The 16,853-nt window shown below is 72.3% G+C and carries 14 protein-coding genes; 9 read left to right on the forward strand and 5 right to left on the reverse strand.

Annotated features, from left to right (window positions below; translation table 11 throughout):
• Window positions 1–102: 102 nt before the first annotated feature.
• A complete protein-coding gene (locus tag K7C20_RS23580) occupies window positions 103–603 on the reverse strand; it encodes a MarR family winged helix-turn-helix transcriptional regulator (RefSeq protein WP_030088166.1) in 501 nt (166 codons plus the stop codon).
• 222 nt (window positions 604–825) lie between these two features.
• Here K7C20_RS23580 and ilvA point away from each other — a divergent pair, with 222 nt between their 5' ends.
• The 3 genes from ilvA (at window position 826) to K7C20_RS23595 (ending at window position 4,409) form a co-directional block, all read left to right on the forward strand.
• Window positions 826–2,097, forward strand: a complete 1,272-nt coding sequence (ilvA, locus tag K7C20_RS23585) for a threonine ammonia-lyase (RefSeq protein ID WP_053209780.1) — start codon at window positions 826–828, stop codon at window positions 2,095–2,097.
• A gap of 342 nt (window positions 2,098–2,439) precedes the next feature.
• Window positions 2,440–3,534: a daunorubicin resistance protein DrrA family ABC transporter ATP-binding protein gene (locus tag K7C20_RS23590; RefSeq protein WP_030088180.1), complete on the forward strand. Its 1,095-nt coding sequence runs from the start codon at window positions 2,440–2,442 to the stop codon at window positions 3,532–3,534.
• Window positions 3,531–4,409, forward strand: coding sequence for an ABC transporter permease (locus K7C20_RS23595; RefSeq protein ID WP_400842930.1), 879 nt, complete (start codon window positions 3,531–3,533; stop codon window positions 4,407–4,409). Before K7C20_RS23590 ends, K7C20_RS23595 begins: the two co-directional genes overlap by 4 nt.
• Window positions 4,410–4,522: 113 nt before the next feature.
• Here the strand turns inward: K7C20_RS23595 and greA are convergent, their stop codons facing one another.
• The gene (gene greA, locus K7C20_RS23600; protein ID WP_030088184.1) at window positions 4,523–5,020 is read right to left on the reverse strand and encodes a transcription elongation factor GreA; all 498 of its coding nucleotides are present in this window, start codon (window positions 5,018–5,020) and stop codon (window positions 4,523–4,525) included.
• Window positions 5,021–5,286: 266 nt separating this feature from the next.
• Window positions 5,287–5,697, reverse strand: a complete 411-nt coding sequence (locus tag K7C20_RS23605; RefSeq protein WP_030088186.1) for a DUF4307 domain-containing protein — start codon at window positions 5,695–5,697, stop codon at window positions 5,287–5,289.
• A 130-nt stretch (window positions 5,698–5,827) separates the two neighbouring features.
• On the opposite strand from K7C20_RS23605, the gene mca reads away from it, so the two are divergent.
• Together mca and K7C20_RS23615 are read left to right on the forward strand one after the other, a co-directional pair.
• Window positions 5,828–6,700, forward strand: coding sequence for a mycothiol conjugate amidase Mca (mca, locus tag K7C20_RS23610; RefSeq protein ID WP_030088188.1), 873 nt, complete (start codon window positions 5,828–5,830; stop codon window positions 6,698–6,700).
• 4 nt (window positions 6,701–6,704) lie between these two features.
• A complete protein-coding gene (locus K7C20_RS23615) occupies window positions 6,705–6,956 on the forward strand; it encodes an RAMP4 family protein (RefSeq protein ID WP_030088190.1) in 252 nt (83 codons plus the stop codon).
• Between the two features lie 238 nt (window positions 6,957–7,194).
• On the opposite strand, the gene K7C20_RS23620 is transcribed toward K7C20_RS23615, so the two are convergent.
• Window positions 7,195–10,476 (reverse strand): tetratricopeptide repeat protein, encoded by a 3,282-nt coding sequence (locus K7C20_RS23620; RefSeq protein ID WP_053209786.1) that lies wholly within the window; start codon window positions 10,474–10,476, stop codon window positions 7,195–7,197.
• Between the two features lie 147 nt (window positions 10,477–10,623).
• On the opposite strand from K7C20_RS23620, the gene K7C20_RS23625 reads away from it, so the two are divergent.
• The 4 genes from K7C20_RS23625 to K7C20_RS23640 all read left to right on the forward strand — a co-directional run bounded on the left by K7C20_RS23625 (window position 10,624) and on the right by K7C20_RS23640 (window position 16,054).
• A complete protein-coding gene (locus K7C20_RS23625) occupies window positions 10,624–12,666 on the forward strand; it encodes a thioredoxin domain-containing protein (protein ID WP_053209779.1) in 2,043 nt (680 codons plus the stop codon).
• A gap of 400 nt (window positions 12,667–13,066) precedes the next feature.
• Entirely contained in the window at window positions 13,067–14,071 is a 1,005-nt protein-coding gene (locus tag K7C20_RS23630; RefSeq protein ID WP_030087756.1) for an MDR family NADP-dependent oxidoreductase, read from the forward strand.
• Window positions 14,072–14,145: 74 nt separating this feature from the next.
• On the forward strand, window positions 14,146–15,507 hold the full coding sequence (locus K7C20_RS23635; protein WP_053209778.1) for an amidase: 1,362 nt from the start codon (window positions 14,146–14,148) through the stop codon (window positions 15,505–15,507).
• Window positions 15,508–15,550: 43 nt separating this feature from the next.
• Window positions 15,551–16,054 (forward strand): MerR family transcriptional regulator, encoded by a 504-nt coding sequence (locus K7C20_RS23640; protein ID WP_053209777.1) that lies wholly within the window; start codon window positions 15,551–15,553, stop codon window positions 16,052–16,054.
• Between the two features lie 56 nt (window positions 16,055–16,110).
• On the opposite strand, the gene K7C20_RS23645 is transcribed toward K7C20_RS23640, so the two are convergent.
• Complete coding sequence (locus K7C20_RS23645) at window positions 16,111–16,743, reverse strand: TetR/AcrR family transcriptional regulator (RefSeq protein WP_030087764.1); 633 nt, start codon at window positions 16,741–16,743, stop codon at window positions 16,111–16,113.
• Window positions 16,744–16,853 lie beyond the last annotated feature (110 nt).

The following is a 16,853-nucleotide window of genomic DNA, read 5'->3' on the forward strand; positions in this document are numbered from 1 at the left end:
TCCGCTTGCGGTCGTCCCGTGTCCGTCGGCGTCAGTTCTTCCGGCGCGCGGGCGTCAGGACGTCGGACTACCCGGCAGTCGGGACGTCGGACCTACCGGCAGTCAGGACGTCGGACCCACCGGGGTCAACGACGCGGTGATGTCGGAGAGGGAGGCGTTGAAGCGCGTCAGCAGCGTGGTGAACGCCGTGCGCTCCTCCTCGGACCACTGCTCGGTCACCAGGGCCATCAGCGCGCGGCGGGACGTGCGCACCTCCTCCAGGCGGGCGCGGCCGCGCTCGGAGAGCTGGAGCACCACGGCCCGGCCGTCCTCCGGGTGGGTGGCGCGGCTGACCAGACCGGAGTCGACCAGCGGGGCGACCTGACGGGTGACCGTCGAGGAGTCGATGCCCATACCGGCGGCAAGGGCCTTCACGCCCATCGGGCCTTCCTGGTCCAGGCGGTTGAGCAGCAGGTAGGCGGCGCGGTCCATGGAATTGCGCGCCTGCCCGACGCCGCCGAGCCGGCTCTGTTCTGCGCGGCGGGCGAAGACGGCCACTTGGTGCTGCAGCGCGTCGAGGAGAGCGGGGTCGGTGTGGGTCGTCATGTCCGAAGAGGTGGGCATGGCCGGGAGCTCGCTTCGATGGAAGTGCGTATGGATGGGAGGACAGCGTACGCGGACCCGGCGCGGAGCGTACCTGGGCTGTCCATTCCGATAACGCCCCGTAACCCCCGGGCGGCCGTACGGGACTCCGCCGCCGCACCGCCGTCCGCCGCTTCCGGCGCGGCCCTGATCGCCATCTGGGCAGAAAAGGCCCCGCGGTGGGCGAACTGCAAGACTGGCGATATGGCCGACCACACGCCGCGCACGCCGCCCGTAACCTCCGCCTCCGCACGCTCAGCCGAGGGTCCGGCCGCCGCGATCACGGTCGATGACGTGCGCGAGGCGCACAAGATGCTCTCCGGTGTCTCCCGGGCCACCGCGATGGAGGGCAGCCGCTATCTGTCCGGGCTGATCGGCGCGCCCGTCCACCTCAAGTGCGAGAACCTCCAGCGCACCGGCTCCTTCAAGATCCGTGGCGCCTACGTACGGATCGCCGGGCTGTCGGCGCAGGAGCGGGCGGCGGGTGTGGTGGCCGCCAGCGCCGGCAACCACGCGCAGGGCGTGGCGCTCGCGGCGTCGCTGCTGGGGGTGCGTTCGACGGTGTTCATGCCGGTCGGCGCCCCGTTGCCCAAGGTCGCCGCGACCCGCGAATACGGTGCCGAAGTACGGCTGCACGGCCAGGTGGTGGACGAGACGCTGGCCGCCGCCCAGGACTACGCGCGGGAGACCGGCGCGGTCTTCATCCACCCCTTCGACCACCCGGACATCATCGCCGGCCAGGGCACCGTCGGCCTGGAGATCCTCGAACAGTGCCCCGAGGTGCGGACCATCGTCATCGGGATCGGCGGCGGCGGGCTCGCCGCGGGGGTCGCGCTCGCGGTCAAGGCGCTGCGGCCGGACGTGAAGGTCGTCGGGGTGCAGGCGGCGGGGGCGGCCTGTTATCCGCCGTCGCTGGCGGCCGGGCGTCCGGTCGCGATCGAGGGGCTCTCGACGATGGCGGACGGCATCAAGGTCGGGCGGCCCGGCGAGGTGACCTTCGGGATGGTCGAGCAGCTGGTGGACGAGGTCCGTACGGTCACCGAGGACCAGCTCTCCAGTGCGCTGCTGCTGTGCCTGGAGCGGGCGAAGCTGGTGGTGGAGCCGGCCGGGGCGAGCCCGGTGGCGGCGCTGCTCGCCGAACCGGAGTCCTTCGAGGGGCCGGTGGTCGCGGTGCTGTCCGGCGGCAATGTCGACCCGCTGCTGTTGCAGCGCATCCTGCGGCACGGCATGGCCGCCGGCGGGCGTTATCTCTCGCTGCGGCTGCGGCTGACGGACCGGCCGGGGGCGCTGGCGACGCTGCTCGGGGTGCTGTCGGAGGCCGATGCCAACGTGCTCGACGTCGGCCATGTGCGGACGGATCCGCAGCTCGGGCTGACCGAGGTCGAGGTGGAGCTGCATCTGGAGACGCAGGGGCCGGCGCACTGCAACGACGTGCGGGCGGCGCTGCACGAGGCGGGGTACGCCGTCGCGGATTGAGCGCGGTGCGGCAGCGGCAGCGGCAGCGGGCGGACGTGGCGTGGCGCGGGCAGTCGCGGCACGGCGTACCGCCCAGGGGATTGCCGTAAATCGATGGGGTCCAGGGGACTGCGGGTATACCGTGGCGCCCTCCCCACACCCGCCGGCGAACGACCGTTCCCTTTTCGTTCTGCGCGGAAAATCGAAATTTGTATCGCGATGTATCGCGTTCCGCCGTAGTATCGCGCTGCGGGGGGCCGAGGAGTCGTGGCGTCCTGTTGTGGACAAATGCCCGCAGGGCAGGCATAAGCCGCCAACCGTAATATTCGACCTGGAACTGACCCAAGCCATGGGAGTACCCATATGCCAGGCGCCATTTACGCCGAAGGTCTGGTGAAGACCTTCGGCGACGTGAGGGCACTGGACGGCGTCGATCTCGACGTTCCCGAAGGAACCGTCCTCGGAATGCTCGGCCCCAACGGTGCCGGCAAGACCACTGCGGTACGGGTCCTGACGACCCTGCTCCGGCCCGACCGCGGCAAGGCGGTGGTCGCCGGGATCGATGTCCTCGCGCACCCCGACAAGGTGCGGCGCTCGATAGGCCTCTCCGGCCAATTCGCCGCCGTGGATGAGTACTTGACCGGTCGCGAGAACCTGATGATGGTCGGCCAGCTCTACCAGATGAGCGGGCGCGACGCCAAGCGGCGGGCCGCTGAACTGCTGGAACGCTTCCATCTCGGCGACGCCGCCGACCGCACCGCCAAGACCTACTCCGGCGGTATGCGCCGCCGGCTCGACCTCGCGGCCGCACTGGTCGTCAGCCCGCCCGTGATGTTCATGGACGAGCCGACCACCGGCCTGGACCCCCGCAACCGCCAAGGGCTGTGGGAGGTCATCCAGGAGCTGGTCGCGGGCGGTACGACCCTGCTGCTCACCACGCAGTACCTGGAGGAGGCCGACCGTCTGGCCCACGACATCTGCGTCGTCGACCACGGCAAGGTCATCGCCCGCGGCACCTCCGACCAGCTCAAGGCGCGTACCGGCGGCGAGCGTGTCGAGGTCGTGGTGCATTCCCCCGACCACCTCTCCGTCGCCGACGAGGTCCTGCGCGGCTTCGGCAAGGGCGAGGGCACGGTCGAGCCGCACATCCGCAAGCTCACGGTCCCCGTGGCGGGCGGCGCCAAGCTGCTCGCCGAGGTCATCCGTGAACTGGACGTCCGCGGGGTGGAGATCGACGACATCGGGCTGCGCCGCCCCACCCTCGACGATGTGTTCATCTCGCTGACCGGGCACGCCGCGGAGGCCGCGGAAGAGAGCGGCGCGGGCGGCAAGGGTGCCGTCGGCCGGCAGAAGAAGGGCGGCAAGGGCGCCGCGAGCACCGCGCCGGACGGGACGCCGGCGGCCGGAGCGGTCGACGCGGACGCGAGCGCGACGACCGACAAGGAGGGCGTGAAGTGACCACGGTGACCGAAGCGGCCGGCGACGCCCGCACCCGCACCCCGCAGCCACGGGGCGGCCTCAGCAGATCCGTACGCGACTCGCTGGTGGTCGCCAAGCGCAATCTGATCCGGATGCTGCGGATCCCCGAGGTGGTGATCTTCGGGCTGATCCAGCCGATCATGTTCGTGGTGCTGTTCACGTATGTCTTCGGCGGGTCCATCAACATCCCCGGCGCCCCGGTGGGCGACGCCCAGGCCTACCGCGAGTTCCTGATGGCCGGGATCTTCGCGCAGACCGTCACCTTCGCCACGGCGGGTGCCGGCGCGGGTATCGCCGACGACATGCACAAGGGACTCATCGACCGCTTCCGGTCGCTGCCGATGTCCCGCGGTGCGGTGCTCACCGGCCGTACCCTCGCCGACCTCGTACAGACCGCGTTGACCTTGGTGGTGCTGGCGGTCGTTGCGCTGCTGATCGGCTGGCGTACCCACGAGAGCCTCGCCGAGGTGCTGTCCGGCTTCGCGCTGCTGCTCCTGCTGGGTTACGCCTTCTCCTGGATCGGCGCGCTCATCGGCCTGACGGTGCGGACGCCCGAGGCGGCCACATCGGGCGGCCTGATCTGGCTCTTCCCGCTGACCTTCATCTCGAATGCGTTCGTTCCGGTCAACGGCATGCCGGCGTTCCTGCAGCATGTCGCGGAGTGGAACCCGTTCAGTGCGACGGTCGCCGCGGCCCGGGAGCTGTTCGGCAACACCATCGGCAGGGCGCCCACGTCGGTGACCGGTGCCTGGCCGATGGAACACCCGGTGCTGGCCTCGGTGATCTGGTCCGTCCTGATCATCGCGGTCTTCCGGACGCTGGCCGTCCGCAAATACCGGTCGGCCACGGCCTGAGCGGCTTACGGCCTCAGCGGCCACGGCCTCGGCGGCCTGGCGCCGCAGACAGCGCGAAGCGGCCCGGAGCGTCACGCTCCGGGCCGCTTCGGCGTCGAGGGAAGCCTCGGGGCTCAGCCCGTGTACGGCTTCGCGTCGAGGATCTTCACGGCCGCCTTCTTGCCGTTCGGGAGCTCGTACTCCGCCTCGGCGCCGACCTTCTTGCCGTTCACGCCCGTGCCCAGCGGCGACTGGGGGGAGTAGGTCTCGATGTCCGAGCTCGCGTACTCCCGGGAGGCCAGCAGGAACGACAGCGTGTCGTCCGGGTCCCCGTCGAACGCGATGGTGACAACCATGCCGGGAGCCACGACGCCGGTGGCGGCGGGGGCCTCTCCGACCTTCGCGGTCTGGAGCAGCTGGGTGAGCTGGCGGACGCGCAGCTCCTGCTTGCCCTGCTCTTCCTTGGCCGCGTGGTACCCGGCGTTCTCCTTCAGGTCACCTTCCTCGCGGGCCGCCGCGATCTTCTCGGTGATCTCGGCGCGTGCGGGACCAGACAGGTGCTCCAGCTCGGCCTTGAGCTGGTCATACGCCTCCTGGGTAAGCCAGGTGACGTTTTCGCTGGTCTGGGTCACAGGTGCTCCTCGTCGGTACTGGGGATAAATCAAACGCCCTACCAGGAAGGTTTGCGCCTTCACGGGTGGGCGAAACCACGAGCCTAACAATTCCGGCACAAAACGGGGAAGAGGAAATTCACAGCGGCCGCACAGCAACGCATCACCGCTGATCAGAGGCGGTCACGACACGCGCAGCAGCCGGGCGCGGGGCGCTGCGGGCGTGGCGCGGGCCGCACGGGGTGCCGTGGACCCGTGTGCCGGGCCCGTGGGCGCTGCCGCGCAGGTCAGCCGTTGCCCGCGGGCGTACAGCCGACGAGCACGGCATTGGTCGCCCGCTTCGTCGTACGCACCGTGACCTCGGTGTCCACCTGGTCCGAGCGCTGGTCGACGGTGACGTCCTTGCGGCCGACCTCGGAGCCGTCCTCGGCCTGTGAGCGGAGCGTGCACACGCCCTTGTCGTCCGTGCCCTTGACGACCTCGAGATGGACCTTGACGGCGTGGTCGGAGACCGCGTCCCAGGTGATCACGCGGCCGCTGAGGTCCTGCCCCGTGATGTACGAGATGCCGGACCAGCCGATCACGCCCAGCAGGGCGGCACCGAGCACCGCACCAATGATCTTGAGCTTGCGGTCCGCACGCTCATCCGCGGAGCGGCCGTAGCGTCCGTCGGGGAGCCCTTCGCGCACCGCAGTCATGATCCATCCTCCTGGTTGGGGGACCTGAGTCACGAACCCCCCGGGGGTCCCCGCCCCGGGGAATACAGCGCCCCCTCGCTTCGGTCACTATAGGAGGCATCTTCTCCGGCCCTTTACTGAGGATCGAGTCTTGACTGAGCAGCTGCGATTGATGGCGGTCCACGCCCACCCCGACGACGAGTCGAGCAAGGGTGCGGCCACGATGGCCAAGTACGTGTCCGAGGGGGTGGACGTGCTGGTCGCCACCTGCACAGGCGGTGAGCGAGGATCCATCCTCAACCCCAAACTCCAGGGAGACCCGTACATCGAGGAGCACATCCACGAAGTACGGAAGAAGGAGATGGACGAGGCTCGGGAGATCCTGGGTGTGAAGCAGGAGTGGCTCGGCTTTGTCGACTCCGGGCTGCCCGAGGGCGACCCGCTGCCGCCGCTGCCCGACGACTGCTTCGCGTTGCAGGACGTCGACGAGGCGGCCGGGCGGCTGGTCAAGCTGATCCGGGAGTTCAAGCCGCAGGTCATCACGACCTACGACGAGAACGGCGGCTATCCGCACCCGGACCACATCATGACCCACAAGATCACGATGGTGGCCTTCGATACGGCCGGCGACCCGGAGAAGTACCCGGAGGCCGGCGAGCCCTGGCAGCCCCAGAAGCTCTACTACAACCAGGGCTTCAACCGGCCGCGCACGGTCGCGCTGCACGAGGCGCTGCTGGAGCGCGGCATGGATTCGCCCTACGGCGAGTGGCTGGAGCGCTGGAAGCAGTTCGAGCAGCGCGAGCGCACGTTGACCACGTACGTCCCGTGCGCCGACTTCTTCGAGATCCGTGACAAGGCGCTGATCGCCCACGCCACTCAGATCGACCCCGACGGTGGTTGGTTCCGGGTGCCGATGGACATCCAGCGCGAGGTCTGGCCGACGGAAGAGTACGAGCTCGCGAAGTCGCTCGTGGACACTTCCCTCCCCGAGGGCGACCTCTTCGCGGGCATCCGCAACAATTGATCCCATGATGAGCGCGACCAGCACCCTCGCCCTGACGCACTTCGTCACCCTTGCCGACAGCTTCGACAAGGACAAAGTGACCCCCGGCGTCCTCGGCTTCATCGTCTTCGCGGTCATCGGCGGCGCCGTGTGGCTGCTGATGAAGTCCATGAACAAGCAGATGAAGAAGGTGGACTTCGAGGAGCAGCCGGAGGACGGTGACGCGGGCACCACCACCACCGCCGCCGCGCCGGCGCCCGAGCCGAAGACCAGCTGAGGACCGGCCGAGGGCGGGGCCGGCTGGTCTCTGAAGACCGGGTGGCGGTCGACGGCCGGCCGATGGACACGGCCGGCTGACCGGCCCGGCGGCTCGTCGGTCCGAGCGGCCGGCGGGCCGGGCCCGATCCGCCGCCCCGGGCACCGCCGTGGCACGGGCGGGGCGGTGAACCCGGCGCGCCTCGCGCACACCGCGCGCGCCGCGGTGCCGTGGCCGGGCGCTCCGCCGTGCCGGGGCGTCACTCCGTGGCGGTCGGCGTGACCTGCACCCCCATGACCTCGCGGGCATGGCGGTTGGGCACCATGCCGAGCCGCCATGCCTGCCACCCCGTCTCCGGCTCCACCCCGCGGTCCAGCAGCAGCGCGAACGCCTCCGCACAGTCCTCCAGCTTGGAATCGCGGGAGGCATGCTTCTCGCGGATCAGCTGCGCCAGCTCCTCCTGGGCGACGGCCGCGCCCACCACGGACCCGCCCGGCGAGGCGAGCGGCAGCAGCGTGCAGCGCAGGAAACGCGCCCAGTCCTCGCCGCGCCGGTCGCCGTAGCCGGCAAAGAGCCGCGCCGCTTCGTCGGCCAGCTCCAGTGCCTGGGCCGGCCGGCCGTTGCCGGCGTCGATGATCAGCAGCTCCAGGCAGGACCACGCTTCCCCGTGCGGAACCCCTATGCGCTGGAAGTCCTTACGGGCGTCCTGGAGCAGCTGCCGGGCGAAACCGCTGTTGCGCAGTGAGCCGGTCTGCTCCGCCCGCAGATCACGGGTGACCCGGCCCGAGTGATGCCGGGCGCAGGCCAGGCCGTAGCCGTCCTGCATCCGGCTGAACATCGTCCGTGACCGCTCCAGCTGCCGCAGCGCCGCATCGTGTTCGCCGCGCTCCTCCAGCGCCTGGCCCAGGTAGTACATCGTCCAGGCCTCACCGCGGGCGTCCTCGTGCTGGTGGTGCAGCGGCAGCGCCTGGCGCAGCTGGTCCACCGCCGGCCCCGGCTCGCCGTCCACCAGCCGGGCGCGCGCCAGCTGTGTCATCGCCCAGGCCTCACCGCGCTCGTCGTGCGTACGGCCGTAGAGCTCCATCGCCGCCTGCAGTGCGCGCTCCGCCGCGGGTACGTCGCCCCTCCGCAGATGCACCTGGCCGAGCTGGAAGTGCGCCCAGGCCTGGCCGTGGATGCTCTCGCTCTCCTCGTGGAGCTCCAGCGCCTCCCGCAGCATGGCGAGGGCCTCGGCGATCTGCGCGCGGTCGCGCTCCACCGCCGCCAGGGCGTGCAGCGTCCAGGCCCGGTCGCCGTGCATGTCCGGAGCGGACTGAAGCTCCAACGCCTCACGGAGCTTGGCCGAGGCCTCGACGAGATTGCCCTGCTGCTGGAGCGTGATGCCCAGATCGCGCAGCGCACGGGCGGCGCCCGCCGGATGCTGCGCCTCGAAGTACAGATCGACCACCGACGACAGCGTCGTCCGCGCCTTGTCCAGCTCGCCCAGCTGCCGGGCCGCCACGCCCGTACGCCACTGCACCGAACGGACCAGCAGCCCCTGCCCGACGGCCCGGGTCAGCTCGCTCAGCTCGCCCAGGCGGTAGAGGTCACCGCGCAGCAGGCAGTAGTCGGCCAGCGCGCCCAGCAGATGCGAGACGGCCGCCTGGTCCACGCCCTGGTCGGCGTGGCGCAGCGCGGCCGTGATGAAGCTGGTCTCGTCGTCCAGCCATTGCAGGGCCGCGTCCAGGGAGGTGAAGCCATGGGACCCGAAGCGGTCGGCGCGGGTGGACGTACGGCCGTCGACCAGCCGGATCACCGAGTCGGCCAGCTCCGCGTAGGCGCGGATCAGCCGCTCCTGGGCCGCGCCGCGCTCGCCCGGCTCCTCCTCGTCCATCAGACGGTCGTGCGCAAAGCTGTGCACGAGGGCGTGCAGGCGGTAGCGCTCGCCGCGCACATGCTCGATCAGCCCCGCCCGGGCCAGCGTCGTCAGCTGCCGCTCCGCCTCCGCCTGCTCGACACCCAGCAGCGCCGCCGAGGCCGCCGCCCCCAGGCTCGCCCGGCCCACCAGCGCCAGCCGGCGCAGCAGCCGCCGGGCCGTCTCCGACTGGTCGGCGTAGCGCAGCGACAGCGCACGCTGCACCGGCGGCACCGGGCCGTAGGCCGCCAGGTCCGTGGCCAGTGCGGTGGCGGTGCGCGAGCCGAGCGAGGAGCCCGCCACCCGCAGCGCCAGGGGCAGGCCCGCGCACAGCTCGGAGATCTCCTCGACGGCCCGTGAGTCGTACGGGCCGGAAGTGTCCGGGGCCTCGCCGCCGGCCGCGGTGGTGGCGCGCAGCAGCTCTTCGGTGCCCGCCGCGTCCAGCGCTCCCACCGGCAGCTGATGCACCCATGCGTCGATGTCCTCGGGCAGCTCCAGGGGCGTACGGGAGGTGACCAGCACCAGGCTGTCGGACCGCTCCGGAACGAGAGTGCGCACCTGCTCCGGGTCCGCGGCGTCATCCAGCAGCACCGTCACCGGAAGGCCCGTCAGATGCTGGTGGTAGAGATCGGTGAGCCGCTTGACGTGCTGTTCCTGGGACGGACGCTCCCGGAAGAGCAGCTGCTCGCGCGGTGCGCCCAGCCGGTTGAGCAGATGCAGCAGCGCGTCCCGGGTCGGCAGCGGCACCTCACCGGGCGTGTCGCTGCGCAGATCCACCACACACGCGCCCCGGAACTGATCGCGCAGCTGATGGGTGGCCCGCACCGCCAGCGCCGTACGCCCCGAGCCCGGCTCGCCGTGCAGTATCACCACCGTCGGCTTGGTCTCCGTGCTCGCACGGGCCGCATGCACCCACTGGGCGATCTGCGTCAGCTCCGCCCGCCGGCCCGCGAACGGTCCGTCAGGGCGCGGAAGTTGGGAGAAGGAGTGCTCCAACAGGGACCGCTGCCGGGCCGCCGCGCTGCGGTCCGCGCCGCGCAGCTGCGGTCCGCGGCCGGCCTTCGAGGCGGTGGGCTGGGATGCCGCACCGCCGCCGCGAGCCGCCGCCGTCAGCATCCGCTGCTGGTCGAGGAACGGCCGGATGCCGCGCACCTCCAGCGCCGTCAGCCACTGCAGCCGCAACTGCTGCGCGCCGCCGGGCCGGCCGCGTCTCCCGGCCTCCCGGTGCGCCGCCGGCCAGTGGCCCGCGGTCAGCTTCAGGACCGTGGCCGCCGCGCCCGCCACCATCGCGGCGGCCCCCACACCCAGCGCCGCGCCCGCGCCCGTGCCGTACGCGAGGTCCGTGCCGAAGGCGGCCACCGCCGCCACGGCCGTCGCCACCGCGGGAGTGCCCAGCTCCTTGCGCGACAGCCGCCGGGACAGCGACGGCTGCTCGGCGGCGGCCTCGTCCAGCGCCCGGACATACGCGGTGTACTCCTCGGCGGCGCTGCCCGCCAGATCCTCCAGCACCGACCGCGCCCGGCTGAGCAGCGTGTCCCCGTCGAGCCGGCCGCCCGAGCGCCGCACCTCTTCCTCGACGGCCCTGGTCAACAGCGCTTCCGCTTCCGCCCGGTGATCGTCGCGGAGCACAGCCAGTGAGCCCGGCATGCTCATCCCCCTCCAGCAGTTCCAGCAATCTCCGGCGGTGATCGTCGCCGTACGCACAGTGTTCCGCGTCCGCACGGATTCCGGCAGGCCTGTGGATAACTCCCTCCGCTCCCGGCTCCCCGCGCCTCATTGGGAGAGGATGGACCCATGCCGAACCGCCTGGCTCATGAGACTTCCCCATATCTGCTCCAGCACGCCGACAACCCGGTCGACTGGTGGCCGTGGTCGGCCGACGCCTTCGAGGAAGCGCGGCGGCGCGGTGTGCCGGTGCTGCTCAGCGTCGGCTACAGCTCGTGCCACTGGTGCCATGTGATGGCGCACGAAAGCTTCGAGGACCCGGCCACCGCCGCGCTGGTCAACGACCACTTCGTGGCCGTCAAGGTCGACCGCGAGGAGCGCCCCGACGTCGACGCCGTCTACATGGAGGCCGTGCAGGCCGCCACCGGCCAGGGCGGCTGGCCGATGACCGTCTTCCTGACCCCCGAGGCCGAGCCCTTCTACTTCGGTACGTACTTCCCGCCCGAGCCCCGGCACGGCATGCCGTCGTTCGGGCAGATCCTCGAAGGGGTGCGCAACGCCTGGACCGACCGCCGCGACGAGGTGGGCGAGGTCGCCGGCCGGATCGTCGCCGACCTGGCAGGCCGGTCCCTGACCGAGTCGCTGCCCGCGGACCGGCGGCCGCCGCGCGCCGAGGAGCTGCACGGCGCCCTGATGGCCCTGACCCGCGAATTCGACGCCGTGCAGGGCGGGTTCGGCGGCGCACCAAAGTTCCCGCCGTCCATGGTGCTGGAATTCCTGCTCCGCCACCACGCCCGCACCGGCTCCGAAGGAGCCCTGGAAATGGTGCAGGCGACCTGTGCGGCGATGGCCCGCGGAGGCATCTACGACCAGCTCGGCGGCGGTTTCGCGCGCTACGCGGTGGACGCCACCTGGACCGTGCCGCACTTCGAGAAGATGCTCTACGACAACGCCCTGCTGTGCCGGACCTACGCCCACCTGTGGCGGTCCACCGACTCGGAGCTGGCACGCCGGATCGCCGTCGACACCGCCGACTTCATGGTCCGCGAACTCCGCACCGACCAGGGCGGTTTCGCCTCCGCACTGGACGCGGACAGCGACGACGGCTCGGGCACCGGCAGGCATGTCGAGGGCGCCTACTACGTCTGGACGCCCGAGCAGCTGCGCGCCGTACTGGGCGAGAAGGACGCGGAGTTCGCCGCCGCCTGCTTCGGCGTCACCGAGGAGGGCACCTTCGAGGAGGGCGCCTCCGTCCTCCAACTCCCCGACACCGAAGGGCCGGTGGACGCCGAGCGGCTGGCCGCCGTCAAGCAGCGGCTGCTCGCCGCGCGGGAGGAGCGGCCGCGCCCCGGGCGGGACGACAAGATCGTCGCCTCCTGGAACGGACTGGCCATCGCCGCGCTCGCCGAGACCGGCGCCTACTTCGACCGGCCGGACCTGATCCAGGCCGCCACCGACGCCGCCGACCTGCTGGTCCGCGTCCACATGGACTGGCAGGCCCGGCTGCACCGCACCTCCCGCGACGGCGCCCCCGGCGCCAACTCCGGTGTCCTGGAGGACTACGCCAACGTCGCGGAGGGCTTCCTCACCCTGGCCTCGGTCACGGGGGAGGGCGTCTGGGTGGAGTTCGCGGGCTTCTTCCTGGACACCGTGCTGCTCCAGTTCACCACCGAGGACGGCGCGCTCTACGACACCGCGGCCGACGCCGAGGCGCTGATCCGCCGCCCCCAGGACCCGACCGACAATGCGACGCCCTCCGGATGGACCGCGGCGGCCGGTGCCCTGCTGTCGTACGCGGCGCTGACCGGCAGCGCCCTCCACCGGGACGCCGCGGAGCGGGCCCTGGGCATCGTCACCGCACTCGGCGGCCGGGCCCCGCGCTTCATCGGATGGGGGCTGGCCGTCGCCGAGGCGGCGCTGGACGGCCCGCGCGAGATCGCCGTCGTCGGTCCGCAGGGTGATCCGGCCACCGTCGCGCTGCACCGCGCCGCACTGCTCGCCACCACCCCGGGGGCAGCCGTCGCGCTGGGCGCCCCCGGGGCCGACGAGGTACCGCTCCTCAAGGACCGCCCGCTGGTCGACGGCAAACCGGCCGCCTACGTCTGCCGCCACTTCACCTGCGAGCGGCCGACGACCGACCCGGAGGAGCTGACGGAGCGACTCCAGGGGTAGCGGCTCCAGGGCGAGTGGCTCCAGGGGTAGCGGCTCCAGGGCCGGCGGGCTCCGGGGCCGACGGTTCCGGAGGCGGTGGCGCCGGGCGGGCGCCTCCGGGATGAGGCGATGAGGGACGCCACCGGGACCGTGCCGCACTTCGAGAAGATGCTCTGCGACAACGCCCTGCGGGGCCCTTCGGGGGGCAGGCAGCGGCACAACGGCCGCCCCCGGGGAGGCCCCGCACATGGCCCCCCTTGGGGTCCCGTCCCCTCGGCCCCCGCCCCTGGGGCCCCTCCCCTTGGGCCCCAGGGCCTGGGCCCCCGGCCACAAGAGCCGTCCCCGAGTCCGCCCCGCCGTGAGTCCTAGGACCAGCGACCGGTTTGACGTTGACGTGCGCGTCAGGTTCTAGCCTCGGGGCATGACACATCGCACACACCGCGAAGTCCGCCTGGCCGCCCGGCCCCAGGGGCCCGTCACCGATGATCTCTTCGAGATCGTGGAGGTGCCGGTCCCGGAACCCGGGCCCGGCCAGGTGCTGGTCCGCAACACCGTGATGGGTGTCGCCGCCGTGATGCGCACGCTGATGGACGAGACCAGCGTGGTGCCGATGCCCTCCTACGAGATCGGTGAGCCGTTGCACGGGGCCGCCGTCGGCGAGGTGGTCGCGGCCCCCGAGGCCGGCTTCGAGCCCGGCGACCTGGTGGAACACCGCCTCGGCTGGCGCGAGTACGCCGTGGTGGACGCCGACCAGGTGCAGCGGCTCGACCCGGGCCTGCTGCCCGACCCGGCCGCCTACCTCTCCCAGGGGCCCACCGCCTGGATGGGGGTGGTGCGCGGCGCCGAAGTACGCCCCGGCGACACGGTCTTCGTCACCGGAGCGGCGGGCGGCGTGGGCTCCCTGGCGGGCCAGATCGCCCGGCTGCGCGGCGCCGCCCGGATCATCGGCAGCACGGGCTCGCAGGAGAAGGCGGACCGGCTGATCAAGGAATTCGGCTACGACGCCGTGGTGATCCGCGGCGCGGGCCCCGTCGAGGAGCAGCTGCGCACGGCCGCCCCGGAAGGCATCGACGCGGTCTTCGACAACGTGGGCGGCGAACAGTTGCAGGCCGCCCTCGCGCTCGCCAACCGGGGCGCACGGTTCGCCATCGTGGGCGCGCTCGCCGCCCAGCTCTCCGGGGACGGCAAGGCCACGGTCGAGATCGACACCCTCTCGCTGCTCTCCCGCAGCATCACCCTGCGCGGTGTCGCCCTGTACGAGCACCTGGACCTGATCCCGGAGTGGAACCAGCGGTTCGGCGAGGGGCTGCGCGAGGGCACCCTCACCTTCCCGCACGCCCGGCTCCAGGGGATCGAACAGGCGCCACGGGCCCTGCGCGAGCTCACCGAGGGGCGTCATCTGGGCGCCGTGGTCGTGGAGTTGTGAGGTCACGGCACCGGCCCGTCGTGCACCGCGGCGATGCACCGGCCGCTGTCGGACCCCGGTTGTAGCCTGCACGAGTGACGACCTTGCTCGGGCAGCGATCCCTTGTCCAGGAGGCCGCGGCGCTCCGGGCCGGCACGGACGACCCCTTCGACGCGGCGAACCGCACGTGCGACCGCATCGACGCCGTCGATCCGCAGGTGCGGGCCTTTGTGCCGGAGGCGGGGCGGCGTACGCGGTTCCTGGAGGCGGCGCGCAGGAGCGCGGCCGACGGTCCGCCGGACCCCGCCGACCCGCCGGTCCTCCACGGCATACCCGTCGGCATCAAGGACATCGTGCACGCCGACGGGCTGCCCACCCGCGCGGGCTCGGCGCTGCCGCCCGAGGTGCTCGGCGGCCCGCAGGCCTGCGTCGTCGGCCGGCTGTGCGCAGCCGGTGCGCTGATCGCGGGCAAGACCGTGACCGCGGAGTTCGCGGTGACCGCCCCGGGCCCCACCCGCAATCCGCACAACCCGGCGCACACGCCCGGCGGTTCGAGCAGCGGGTCGGCGGCCGCGGTCGCCGCCGGGATGGTGCCACTGGCCATCGGGACGCAGACCGTCGGCTCGATGATCCGGCCCGCCGCGTACTGCGGAGTGGTCGGCTTCAAGCCGAGCTACGGGCGGATACCCGTCGATGGGGTGATCCCCAACGCCGCGAGCTTCGACACCCTCGGGTGCTACGCGACGGATGTGGCCGGTGTCGCCCTGGCGGCGTCGGTGCTGGTCGACGGGTGGCGGGCACAGAAAACGGCGGGGCGGACGCCGCGCCCGGTGCTGGGCGTGCCGGCGGGCCCCTATCTGGAGCGTGCCGACGCCGAGACGCTGGACGCCTTCGAGGAGCAGCGGGAGCTGCTGCGGGCCGCCGGGTACGTCGTCCATGAGGTGCCGGTGATGGACGACTTCGAGCAGATCGTCGAGCAGCTGTTCACGATGAACCGCTACGAGGTCGCCAGGGCCCACGCCGACTGGTTCGCGCGGTTCGGCGACCGCTACCGGCAGGAGACCACCTCGGCCATCCGGCAGGGGCAGACGATCGGGGACGCCGCCTACGCAGCGGCCCGGGAGCGGCGCAAGGCCTTCCGTGCCCGGCTCGCGGCGGACCGCGCCGCGGCCGGCATCGATCTGTGGATCGCCCCGTCGGCCACGGGCCCCGCGCCCGCCGGCCTCACCACCACAGGCTCCTCGATCATGTGCCTGCCCTGGAGCAACGCCGGGCTGCCCGCCGTCAGCGTGCCCGCGGGGCATGCCGCCAACGGGCTGCCGCTCGGGCTCCAACTCGTCGGCCGTTTCGGCGCGGACGAGGACCTGCTGTACGGGGCGGCAGGGATCGAGCGCGTAGTGAACGGCGCGGGGTCCCGGCGCGCGGACGGCCGGACGAGCCCGGGGCGGCGGGACTGAACACGCCGGAGAAGGAGCTGAACACGCCGGAGGAGGAGGGGAGATGCGCATCGGGGACGCCGCGGCGGCCGCCGGTATGACGCCGCGGGCGCTGCGCTACTACGAGCAGCAGGGGCTGGTGACGGCCCGGCGGACACCGTCCGGCCACCGGGTGTACGACGCGGAGGACATCCGCCGGCTGAGGGCGGTGCGCGAGCTGCGGGACGCCGGGCTGACGGTCGGTGATGTGCGGGCGGTCGCGCCGCTGCTGCGCACGATGCCGGCCGGCGGGGTGCCGGATCTCCTCCCGCAGGACCCGGAATCGGGCCGCTGTTCGGCCGCCGAGGCGGTGGCCCGGCGCCGGCTCGCCGACCTGGACGCCCGTATCGAGCGGCTGTCGCATCTACGGGCGCGACTCGCGGCCCGTCTGGGCGAACCGGGAGCCGGCGCCCCGGACGTGGCGGAGCGGGGCGGGCCGGCCACCGAGGCCCGCGCCGGGGCGGACAGCGGCCCGGTCTTCCGGTTGGTCGCCGCGCCGCCCCCGGGCACCTCCGCCCTCAGAACGTGAGGCCACGCTTCCGGAGGCTGAGGCGCCGCAGAACGTGAGGCCGGGCCCCGCAGAGCTCAGAGTGTGAGACCCCGCGCCAGTACGTCCATGGCCCGGTGGACCGGCGCCTCCGGATCGGTGGTCCGGTCGCCCTCGCCCCAGTGCAGCATCGCCTCCTGGAGCGCGGCCAGGATCACGGCGCTGATCACCCGCAGTTCCAGGTCGTCGGCCGGACGGCCGGACCGCTCCGCCAGTACGGCGGTGAGCATCGCGGCGTCCTGTGCGGTGCGCTCCGCCGTACGGCCGCGGATGGCGGGCACCTCACGGATCAGCCGGACCCGCTGGAGGAGTTCGCCACGCTCCTGCGCGGCCATCGTGCGCAGCGCCTCGATGCTGACCCGCCGCACCGACTCGACCACCGGCTCGCCCGCGGGACGCGCCCGGATCCCGGTCTCCAGTACGGCGTCGTACTCGTCCGTGAGCACGATGTCTTCCTTGGTGGGGAAGTAGCGGAAGACCGTGCTCGGCGAGACATCCGCCGCCGCGGCGATCTGGTCGACGGGGGTCGCGTCGTACCCCTGCTCCTCGAAGAGCCGGTAGGCGGCCCGCCGGATCGCCTGCCGGGTCTGGATCTTCTTCCGCTCCCGCAGCCCGATCTTCGGCGCCCCGGGCGGTGTGGTGGCAGAGGTACGTGCGGCCATGCGCAGCATTGTCGGGCATCAGGTGCACCCGGGGCCACGGGTGCGTTCTGAGCAGGCAGTTGATGCGGTCGGCCGGTTCGCGTGGGTGCCGTTGCCCGGATGCCCGGATGCCCGGTTGC

Source organism: Streptomyces decoyicus (assembly GCF_019880305.1).
In the GTDB taxonomy this organism is placed as follows: Bacteria; Actinomycetota; Actinomycetes; order Streptomycetales; family Streptomycetaceae; genus Streptomyces; species Streptomyces decoyicus.

What these genes read in the sequence shown, in the direction of transcription:
- K7C20_RS23580 (WP_030088166.1), bottom strand. Translation starts at nt 603, where the DNA reads ATGCCCACCTCTTCGGACATGACGACCCACACCGACCCCGCTCTCCTC.
- ilvA (WP_053209780.1), top strand. Translation starts at nt 826, where the DNA reads ATGGCCGACCACACGCCGCGCACGCCGCCCGTAACCTCCGCCTCCGCA.
- K7C20_RS23590 (WP_030088180.1), top strand. Translation starts at nt 2,440, where the DNA reads ATGCCAGGCGCCATTTACGCCGAAGGTCTGGTGAAGACCTTCGGCGAC.
- K7C20_RS23605 (WP_030088186.1), bottom strand. Translation starts at nt 5,697, where the DNA reads ATGACTGCGGTGCGCGAAGGGCTCCCCGACGGACGCTACGGCCGCTCC.
- K7C20_RS23615 (WP_030088190.1), top strand. Translation starts at nt 6,705, where the DNA reads ATGATGAGCGCGACCAGCACCCTCGCCCTGACGCACTTCGTCACCCTT.
- K7C20_RS23620 (WP_053209786.1), bottom strand. Translation starts at nt 10,476, where the DNA reads ATGCCGGGCTCACTGGCTGTGCTCCGCGACGATCACCGGGCGGAAGCG.
- K7C20_RS23625 (WP_053209779.1), top strand. Translation starts at nt 10,624, where the DNA reads ATGCCGAACCGCCTGGCTCATGAGACTTCCCCATATCTGCTCCAGCAC.
- K7C20_RS23630 (WP_030087756.1), top strand. Translation starts at nt 13,067, where the DNA reads ATGACACATCGCACACACCGCGAAGTCCGCCTGGCCGCCCGGCCCCAG.
- K7C20_RS23640 (WP_053209777.1), top strand. Translation starts at nt 15,551, where the DNA reads ATGCGCATCGGGGACGCCGCGGCGGCCGCCGGTATGACGCCGCGGGCG.
- K7C20_RS23645 (WP_030087764.1), bottom strand. Translation starts at nt 16,743, where the DNA reads ATGCTGCGCATGGCCGCACGTACCTCTGCCACCACACCGCCCGGGGCG.